Below are 10303 nucleotides of genomic sequence, written 5' to 3' on the forward strand. Positions count from 1 at the left end.
TTGTGGAAACCTTGTGGAAAAAAGAGTCACTTTTCCACAAGGTATTTATACTTGTCATTGTTTTCCACTGATGGCACAAAATTTTTCACGGCTTTACCACAAGCTTTTCCACAGAAAACCAGGAGTTTTCCACAACCCTTCTAAAGGTGAATCATTCTTTATAAGTACTTTCCGAAAACTTAAATTAACGGCTACTGGCTAGCTGTGAGAGGAGTATCAGGATTTATTTTGGCTTCTGCTAGCAAAATTGATGCGATCGCTAAGTTGGCGTAGCGTTCTAGCTACATCAGGATCGCTATCCTTTAATTGAGTAATTTTCTCGCAGCTATACATTACTGTGGTGTGATCTTTACCTCCAAATTCCTCACCAATCCTGGGTAAACTCAAATCTGTGTGCTGACGCATTAAATACATACCAATTTGTCGCGCCCAGCTAATTTCTCGACGGCGAGAATTACTTTTTAAATCTTCAATGCGAAGCTCAAAAGTTTCTGCGATCGCTATCATTACCGCTTCTGGAGAAACCGCTACTTTTTCCGCAGGTGGATTCAAAACTGGAGCAATATTTTCGACAGTCATCGACAAACCGGAAATTGAAATATAAGCCACAGCCCGAATTAAAGCGCCCTCCAATTCCCGAATATTTGAAGTATAGTTAGTCGCTATATATTCAATAACATCTCGCGGTAATCGCATATTTTCATATTCTGCCTTTTTTTGTAAAATTGCCATCCGTGTTTCTAAGTCTGGGCGCTGAATATCGGCAATTAATCCCATAGAAAAGCGGGAGCAAAGACGTTCTTGCAGGCGAGGAATCTGATTAGGAGGGCGGTCAGAAGCGATTACTACTTGCTTTCCAGCTTCATGTAAAGTATTAAAAGTATGAAAGAATTCTTCTTGAGTATATTCCTTTCCTTCTAAAAATTGAATATCATCCACCAACAGTACATCGGCAGCTCGATAATGTTCTCGAAACCGTTGCATACTATCTTTACGAATTGCTGCAATCAAGTCGTTTGTAAACTGCTCAGTAGAAACATAAAATATTTTTGAATCTGGGTGAATTTCCAAACGGTAATGCCCAATTGCTTGCATTAAGTGAGTTTTTCCTAGCCCAACACCCCCACACAAAAATAATGGATTAAACTCACGTCCTGGAGATTCTGCCACAGCTAAAGAAGCTGCATGAGCCATCCGATTATTAGAGCCGACAACAAAGCGTGAAAAAACGTATTTAGGATTTAATTCGGTTGGTCTGGGTCGCTGGTTAGGGGAAATTTCGGGGACACTCGTTTCTATAGGCAGCGACCAGGAAATTTCGGCATCATCAGCGCTAGAGATTTCATTTCCTTTGGCAACCGTGATGTGAATTTCCACCGGCTGTCCCAGAATATCTTGTACGACATCAGCAATTGTTTTGATGTAATATTTCTGCAACCAATTCCGGGCAAACGGGTTAGGCGTGCAAATCACCAAGCAGTTATTTTCCAGCTCTTGAGCGCTGGCAGTTTTGATCCACGTTTCAAAGGTAGGACGGCTCAGTTGTAGCTGTAGACGCTCTAGCACTTGGCTCCAGAGCTGTTCAAGAGAAATATCCACGCCTCACCTCTACGGCTTTGTGCAGAATAGTATTATCCATTCTTGTGAAGAGCGATCGCTCTTTTAAACCAGTCTCAACTATGGCTGAAATCCTGCCAATTACTCAACTGGGAAATCCCATCCTGCGCCAACAAGCTCAAATTATTGAAAATGTCCACTCTGGACAGATCCAAAAGCTGATTGATGACCTAATTACAACCGTTGTTCAAGCAAGCGGTGTTGGCATTGCAGCACCCCAGGTAGCTCAATCTTATCGCTTGTTCATCGTCGCATCTCGTCCGAATCCTCGGTATCCCACCGCTCCTGAGATGGAACCAACCGCCATAATAAATCCTCGCATCATTGCTCACTCTGATGAGGTGGTGAAAGGCTGGGAAGGGTGCCTCAGCATTCCAGGAATTCGAGGGTTGGTTCCCAGATATCAGGCGATTGATGTGGAATACACCAGTCGGGATGCTAAATTGCATCGTCAACAGTTCACAGATTTTGTCGCCCGAATTTTTCAACACGAATCCGATCACCTGGATGGCATCGTGTTTGTAGATCGTTTACAAAGCACGCAAGAGATGATGACCGAACAGGAATATCAGCAACGAATTGTTCAACAGCAGCACTGATATCCTAGATTGTTGACGATTGTTTGGTTTGACTGATTAGAAGCGTGAGCGATCGCTTCCACCCTGTCTACATACGCTCTAGCACGGAAATGCCAAGTAGGGATAATCCTAACTTCAAAGTTCGCGCTGTTAGATTGCACAAAACCAAACGAGATGTCCGCACTGGTTCCTCCGCTTTAAGCACCTGACACTGGTCATAGAACTGATTAAACTTTTGGCTCAGTTCAAATAAATATTGACAAAGGCGATTGGGTAGTAAATTTTGCTCAACGTCACTGAGAACTTCGCTTAGTTGTAGTAAATGCTTTGCTAACACCAATTCGGTTTCTTCCTGCAACAGAATTTTGGCATTCATTCCCAACTGCTCAAAGTCAATATCGCCTTTGCGGCTAATTCCCTGTACTCGTACATAGGCATAAAGCAGGTAAGGTGCGGTATTGCCTTGGAGAGACAACATCTTGTCATAGCTAAAGACGTAGTTGCTAGTGCGGTTTTGGCTCAGGTCGGCGTACTTAACCGCACTCATGCCAATCACTTTAGCAACATGGGTGATGAACTCTTCTGTTTCCTCGCGACCTTCTTCTTTGAGTCTGGTTTCTAAATCAGCACGGGCACGCGCGATCGCTTCATCCAGCAAATCCCGCAACCGTACCGCTTCTCCAAAACGAGTTTTTATTTTCTTTCCATCTTCCCCCAGCACCAACCCAAAGGGGACGTGTACCAACTCTAAATTTTCTGGAATCCAGCCAGCCCGTTGCGCTACCTGAAACACCTGAGTAAAGTGATTGGCTTGTCCAGCATCTGTAACGTAGATTATCCGCTCGGCTCGATCTTGTTCAATTCGGTAGCGTAAGGCTGCCAAATCAGTAGTGGCGTAGTTATAACCTCCATCAGACTTTTGGACAATCATGGGCAAAGGTTCACCTTCTTTGTTGGTAAACCCTTCCAGAAATACGCATTTAGCCCCATTGTTTTCCACTAGCAAGCCCATCTGGGCGAGGTCTTCCACCACTCCTGCTAGCAAAGGGTTATAGAAAGATTCACCTCGTTCTGTCAGATAGACATCAAGTCGCTCGTAGATAATCTGAAACTCGCGCCGAGACTGTTCGCACAACAGCTGCCATGCCCGCCGAGACTCTTCGTCACCCGCTTGCAACTTGACAACTTCTTGTCGGGCCGTTTGTTGAAACTTCTCATCCTCATCAAACCGCTGTTTTGCTTTGCGGTAGAAAGCCACTAAGTCGCCCAAATCTATCGCATTAGCAGTTGTCAAAGCTTCTGGACAAACTTCTCTCAAGTAGGCAATTAGCATTCCAAACTGGGTTCCCCAGTCGCCTACATGATTCAGGCGCAAAACATCGTGATTTTGAAATTCCAAAGTTCGGGCAATGCAATCTCCAATGATCGTTGAACGCAAGTGCCCAACGTGCATCTCTTTAGCAATATTAGGGCTAGAAAAATCCACCACTACCCGCTGGGGATGTTTTGCCTTGCTGACACCCAATCGGGAATCTGCCTGAATAGCACTTAGCTGCGCTTCCAAATATTCTGGTTTCAGGGTGAAATTGATAAAACCAGGACCCGCAATTTCTGGCGGACGACAGAAATCGGTGACATCTATATACTCAACGATTTTTTGGGCGATCGCTCGTGGCGGCTGACTCAACTTTTTAGTTAAAGACATTGCCACATTAGACTGATAATCGCCAAACTTGGCATTGCTAGCAGGCACTAACATTGGGTCTACCCCAGCATAGTCACTGCCGAAAGCGGCAACTAAAGCCTGCTCAAATCTATTTTTAAGTTGTTCAAGGGTAGAGTTCATTGGGTTTTGCCGAAACCTCAGGCAGCGTACTTCTCTCCTCCATCGTACTAACGTCTATGTTCATACTCAAATCGAGCCATGTTGAGCGAGTAATCGGGGCACTACTGGAAATGTAGTCTACGCCAGTTTCAGCCACAGCACGAATAGTTTCTAGAGTAATGTTGCCCGATGCTTCAATCTTGATCCGGTCATTGCTATGGCGGATTATCTGCACTGCCTGCCGCATCATCTCCAGCGGCATATTGTCCAGCATGATGATATCAGCGCCGTGCTGTAAGGCTTCTTTCACTTGATCTAGGGTTTCGGTTTCTACTTCTATAGTCAATGGATAGGGCATTTGGGAGCGAATACAAGCGATCGCCTTGCCAATCCCTCCAGCCACAGCAATGTGATTATCCTTGATCATCACAGCATCATCTAACCCCATTCGGTGGTTCATCGCTCCCCCCACCTGTGTCGCGTACTTTTCTAAAATTCTCAGCCCCGGAGTCGTTTTGCGAGTATCCACCAATTGAGCTGGCAAATCCGCAATTTGCTCAACATACTTACGGGTGAGTGTAGCAATCCCACTCAAACGCATAGCTAGGTTTAAAGCAACTCGTTCTCCGAGCAGCAGAGCCTCGAGCGAGCCATCAACGCGAGCAACCAACTGTCCTCGCTGGCACTGTTCCCCCTCAGCGACAACAGCAACAAAACTGACTCTATCGTTCAACAGTTGGAATATCCGACTAGCTATCGGCAATCCGGTAATGATTCCTGCCTCCTTAGCAGTCCACTCAGCTTGCCCCACACGTACTTTGTTGCCTAACAAACCTTGACTCGAGCGATCGCCGCGACCGACATCCTCCAACAACCAGCTGCGTAACATCGGGTCTAATACGATCGAGGGAGGTAGAACAGCCCTGGGACTCACCACTTCAGTTTTCCCCTAATTTTTCTAAAAGCTTGCCCAACCAACTTAGCCCAAAAGCTGCGCCCTTGGAGCTTTTGAGAGTTTTCCAAAAAAGTTTTTCAAAACAGTTGACAGAAGCGGTTCGTGGTTGCTACATTAATAAAGCGGTCGGGAGAGCAAGCGAAAGTGAAGCGACACCGAAGCGCACCGAACCTAGAAAAAATAATAGTTTGAAAGCCAAGTAAACACAAGTACCTCGTCAAAAAAATCAGGTGAATTGGAGGAAACTTCAATCACCCAGACGAAGTCGGTAGGAAACTAATAGTTTCCAATAGCCAAAAAAACAAACTCACTTAACACAATGGAGAGTTTGATCCTGGCTCAGGATGAACGCTGGCGGTCTGCTTAACACATGCAAGTCGAACGGGAATCTTCGGATTCTAGTGGCGGACGGGTGAGTAACGCGTGAGAATCTGCCTTCAGGACGGGGATAACAGTTGGAAACGACTGCTAAGACCGGATGTGCCGAGAGGTGAAATATTTATAGCCTGAAGATGAGCTCGCGTCCGATTAGCTAGTTGGTAAGGTAAAAGCTTACCAAGGCGACGATCGGTAGCTGGTCTGAGAGGACGATCAGCCACACTGGGACTGAGACACGGCCCAGACTCCTACGGGAGGCAGCAGTGGGGAATTTTCCGCAATGGGCGAAAGCCTGACGGAGCAAGACCGCGTGGGGGAGGAAGGTTCTTGGATTGTAAACCCCTTTTCTCAGGGAAGAACAAAATGACGGTACCTGAGGAATCAGCATCGGCTAACTCCGTGCCAGCAGCCGCGGTAATACGGAGGATGCAAGCGTTATCCGGAATAATTGGGCGTAAAGCGTCCGTAGGTGGCTGTTCAAGTCTGCCGTTAAAGACCGGGGCTTAACCCTGGAAAGGCGGTGGAAACTGAACGGCTAGAGTGCAGTAGGGGTAGAGGGAATTCCCAGTGTAGCGGTGAAATGCGTAGAGATTGGGAAGAACACCGGTGGCGAAAGCGCTCTGCTGGACTGCAACTGACACTGAGGGACGAAAGCTAGGGGAGCGAATGGGATTAGATACCCCAGTAGTCCTAGCCGTAAACGATGGATACTAGGTGTGGCCTGTATCGACCCGGGCCGCGCCGTAGCTAACGCGTTAAGTATCCCGCCTGGGGAGTACGCACGCAAGTGTGAAACTCAAAGGAATTGACGGGGGCCCGCACAAGCGGTGGAGTATGTGGTTTAATTCGATGCAACGCGAAGAACCTTACCAGGACTTGACATGTCCGGAACCTTCTGGAAACAGAAGGGTGCCTTCGGGAACCGGAACACAGGTGGTGCATGGCTGTCGTCAGCTCGTGTCGTGAGATGTTGGGTTAAGTCCCGCAACGAGCGCAACCCTCGTCCTTAGTTGCCATCATTAAGTTGGGCACTTTAGGGAGACTGCCGGTGACAAACCGGAGGAAGGTGGGGATGACGTCAAGTCAGCATGCCCCTTACGTCCTGGGCTACACACGTACTACAATGCTACGGACAAAGGGCAGCAAGTTAGCAATGACAAGCAAATCCCATAAACCGTGGCTCAGTTCAGATCGCAGGCTGCAACTCGCCTGCGTGAAGGCGGAATCGCTAGTAATCGCCGGTCAGCATACGGCGGTGAATCCGTTCCCGGGCCTTGTACACACCGCCCGTCACACCATGGGAGTTGGCCACGCCCGAAGTCGTTACCCTAACCTGCAAAGGAGGGGGACGCCGAAGGCAGGGCTGATGACTGGGGTGAAGTCGTAACAAGGTAGCCGTACCGGAAGGTGTGGCTGGATCACCTCCTTTTAAGGGAGACCAAACCTCTGAAAACCGATGAAGTCGGTCACAGAAGGTCATCCCAGGTCGTCGAGGTCGTGTCATCAAAAGCTTTCAAACTATTACGGTTCCGGTTCATGGGCTATTAGCTCAGGTGGTTAGAGCGCACCCCTGATAAGGGTGAGGTCCCTGGTTCGAGTCCAGGATGGCCCACCTAAAGTCAAGCTGATTGCTTGACAAGTAAGAGGGTAAAGCTTGAGTTGGGAAGCCCGGTTGAGGGGCATATCTATCACCCGAGCAAGTCAAAACCGAAAACCGGAAAAAGAAGTCAGCATCGACTCTGAAACTCGAAAAGCCTCAGAGAGACTGCTGGACTCTAATTCCAGCCAAAGAACCTTGAAAACTGCATAGTAACGTTAAAAAGCAGGAAAAAACGAGACGTCCAATCAAAGAAGGCGTCCGTATCATCCAAGCAAGAGAATGTGGTCAAGCTACAAAGAGCTTATGGTGGATCCCTCGGCACACAGAGGCGATGAAGGACGTGGCGACCGACGAAACGCTCCGGGGAGCTGGAAGCAAGCAATGAGCCGGAGATATCCGAATGGGGCAACCCCAAAGAACTAACTGCTGAATCCATAGGCAGTAAAGAGCCAACCCAGTGAACTGAAACATCTTAGTAGCTGGAGGAAAAGAAATCAAAAGAGATTCCCTGAGTAGTGGTGAGCGAAACGGGAAGAGCCTAAACCATCAAGCATGCTTGGTGGGGTAGTGGGACAGCAACGTGGGACTCGAGAAGTTAGACAAAGCAACTGAAAACTGCACCAGAGAAGGTAAAAGTCCTGTAGTCGAAAGCTTCAAAAGCCCTAGCTGAATCCCGAGTAGCACGGGGCACGTGAAATCCCGTGTGAATCAGCCGAGACCACTCGGTAAGGCTAAATACTACTGTGTGACCAATAGCGAACCAGTACCGCGAGGGAAAGGTGAAAAGAACCCCGGAAGGGGAGTGAAATAGAACGTGAAACCGTAAGCTTACAAGCAATGGAAGCTCGATTGAACGAGTGACCGTGTGCCTGTTGAAGAATGAGCCGGCGACTTATAAGCAGTGGCAGGTCAAAGCATTCAATGCTCAAGCCAAAGCGAAAGCGAGTCTGAAAAGGGCGATAAGTCACTGTTTATAGACCCGAACCCGGGTGATCTAACCATGTCCAGGATGAAGCTTGGGTAACACCAAGTGGAGGTCCGAACCGACTGATGTTGAAAAATCAGCGGATGAGGTGTGGTTAGGGGTGAAATGCCAATCGAACCCGGAGCTAGCTGGTTCTCCCCGAAATGTGTTGAGGCGCAGCGGTTGTGATTATAGTCTGGGGGTAAAGCACTGTTTCGGTGCGGGCTGCGAGAGCGGTACCAAATCGAGACAAACTCAGAATACCAGATGCACACACAGCCAGTGAGACGGTGGGGGATAAGCTTCATCGTCAAGAGGGAAACAGCCCAGACCACCAGCTAAGGCCCCCAAATGGTCACTAAGTGATTAAGGAGGTGGGAGTGCAAAGACAACCAGGAGGTTTGCCTAGAAGCAGCCATCCTTGAAAGAGTGCGTAATAGCTCACTGGTCAAGCGCTCCTGCGCCGAAAATGAACGGGGCTAAGTGACATGCCGAAGCTGTGGGATATATAAAGTATCGGTAGGGGAGCGTTCCGCAGTAGTGAGAAGCACTAGCGACAAGCAGGTGTGGACGAAACGGAAGTGAGAATGTCGGCTTGAGTAGCGCAAACATTGGTGAGAATCCAATGCCCCGAAACCCCAAGGGTTCCTCCGGAAGGCTCGTCCGCGGAGGGTTAGTCAGGGCCTAAGGCGAGGCAGAAATGCGTAGTCGATGGACAACGGGTCAACAATCCCGTACCAGTAATTGTTGGTGCAGAGGGACGGAGAAGGCAAGAGCCAGCCGGATGTTGGTTACCGGTTCAAGCGTTCGAGGTGATGAGGGACGGAGAAAACGGCCCGAGCTAAGGCGCGAGTACGACCCCCTACGGGGGGGAAGTGGTATCAGTCAAGCTTCCAAGAAAAGCTCTAAACACCATAAACAATTACCGCCTGTACCCGAAACCGACACAGGTGGGGAGGTTGAGAATACCAAGGGGCGCGAGATAACTCTCTCTAAGGAACTCGGCAAAATGACCCCGTAACTTCGGGAGAAGGGGTGCCTTCAGAAATGAAGGTCGCAGTGAAGAGATCCAGGCGACTGTTTACCAAAAACACAGGTCTCCGCTAAGTCGCAAGACGATGTATGGGGGCTGACGCCTGCCCAGTGCCGGAAGGTTAAAGAAGTCGGTTAGGCGCAAGCCGAAGCTGGCGACTGAAGCCCCGGTGAACGGCGGCCGTAACTATAACGGTCCTAAGGTAGCGAAATTCCTTGTCGGGTAAGTTCCGACCCGCACGAAAGGCGTAACGATCTGGATGCTGTCTCGGAGAGAGGCTCGGCGAAATAGGAATGTCTGTGAAGATACGGACTGCCTGCACCAGGACAGAAAGACCCTATGAAGCTTTACTGTAGCCTGGAATGGTGTTCGGGCTTCGCTTGCGCAGGATAGGTGGGAGGCGTTGAAGTACCCCTTGTGGGGGGTATGGAGCCAACGGTGAGATACCACTCTGGCGAGGCTAGAATTCTAACCTTGACCCCTGAATCGGGGCGAGGAACAGTTTCAGGTGGGCAGTTTGACTGGGGCGGTCGCCTCCTAAAAGGTAACGGAGGCGCGCAAAGGTTCCCTCAGCCTGGTTGGAAACCAGGCGGCGAGTGTAAAGGCAAAAGGGAGCTTGACTGCAAGAGCTACAACTCAAGCAGGGACGAAAGTCGGCCTTAGTGATCCGACGGCACCGCGTGGAAGGGCCGTCGCTCAACGGATAAAAGTTACTCTAGGGATAACAGGCTGATCTCCCCCAAGAGTTCACATCGACGGGGAGGTTTGGCACCTCGATGTCGGCTCATCGCAACCTGGGGCGGAAGTACGTCCCAAGGGTTGGGCTGTTCGCCCATTAAAGCGGTACGTGAGCTGGGTTCAGAACGTCGTGAGACAGTTCGGTCCATATCCGGTGCAGGCGTAAGAGCATTGAGAGGATCCCTCCTTAGTACGAGAGGACCGGGAGGGACGCACCGCTGGTGTACCAGTTATCGTGCCAACGGTAAACGCTGGGTAGCCAAGTGCGGAGCGGATAACCGCTGAAAGCATCTAAGTGGGAAGCCCACCTCAAGATGAGTGCTCTCATGGAAATAATCCAGTAAGGTCACAGGAAGAACACCTGTAAATAGGCGCCAGGTGGAAGTGCAGCAATGTATGCAGCCGAAGCGTCCTAATAGACCGAGGGCTTGACCTCAACTCCTAAAACTAAACTAACGTTACTATGCAGTATTGAGGGTTCATCCTCACATTCTTTCCTGGTGCTACTAGCGTTGTGGAACCACACCGACTCCATCCCGAACTCGGAGGTGAAACGCAACTGCGGCGAAGATACTCGGTGGGTGACTGCCTGGGAAAATAGCTCAGTGCCAGGTT

4 protein-coding genes, 1 tRNA gene and 3 rRNA genes are annotated in these 10303 nt (G+C 49.3%); 5 read left to right on the forward strand and 3 right to left on the reverse strand.

Annotated elements, in window-relative coordinates:
- Positions 1 to 216: 216 nt before the first annotated feature.
- On the reverse strand, positions 217 to 1599 hold the full coding sequence (gene dnaA / locus NC996_RS05335) for a chromosomal replication initiator protein DnaA (RefSeq protein ID WP_190688557.1): 1383 nt from the start codon (positions 1597 to 1599) through the stop codon (positions 217 to 219).
- An 80-nt stretch (positions 1600 to 1679) separates the two neighbouring features.
- Between dnaA and def the strand changes: the two genes are divergently transcribed.
- On the forward strand, positions 1680 to 2216 hold the full coding sequence (gene def, locus NC996_RS05340) for a peptide deformylase (protein ID WP_190688559.1): 537 nt from the start codon (positions 1680 to 1682) through the stop codon (positions 2214 to 2216).
- Positions 2217 to 2283: 67 nt separating this feature from the next.
- On the opposite strand, the gene argS is transcribed toward def, so the two are convergent.
- Complete coding sequence (argS, locus tag NC996_RS05345) at positions 2284 to 4041, reverse strand: arginine--tRNA ligase (protein ID WP_190688562.1); 1758 nt, start codon at positions 4039 to 4041, stop codon at positions 2284 to 2286.
- Positions 4025 to 4954 carry a carboxylating nicotinate-nucleotide diphosphorylase gene (nadC, locus tag NC996_RS05350; protein ID WP_190688585.1) on the reverse strand — a complete coding sequence of 310 codons (930 nt, stop codon included), beginning with the start codon at positions 4952 to 4954 and terminating at the stop codon, positions 4025 to 4027. Before nadC ends, argS begins: the two co-directional genes overlap by 17 nt.
- Before the next feature lie 337 nt (positions 4955 to 5291).
- Here nadC and NC996_RS05355 point away from each other — a divergent pair.
- From NC996_RS05355 to rrf, 4 genes are all read left to right on the forward strand, one after another.
- Positions 5292 to 6782: ribosomal RNA gene (locus NC996_RS05355) — 16S ribosomal RNA — on the forward strand.
- Between the two features lie 109 nt (positions 6783 to 6891).
- Positions 6892 to 6965 (forward strand) — tRNA-Ile (locus NC996_RS05360).
- Positions 6966 to 7236: 271 nt separating this feature from the next.
- A 23S ribosomal RNA gene (locus NC996_RS05365) occupies positions 7237 to 10124 on the forward strand.
- Positions 10125 to 10184: 60 nt separating this feature from the next.
- Positions 10185 to 10302, forward strand: a 5S ribosomal RNA gene (gene rrf / locus NC996_RS05370).
- Together the 16S, 23S and 5S rRNA genes with 1 tRNA gene alongside form the textbook arrangement of a ribosomal RNA operon.
- Position 10303 lies beyond the last annotated feature (1 nt).

Origin of the sequence: Trichocoleus sp. ST-U2, assembly GCF_039961875.1 — a bacterium.
Taxonomy (GTDB): Bacteria; Cyanobacteriota; Cyanobacteriia; order Cyanobacteriales; family FACHB-T130; genus FACHB-T130.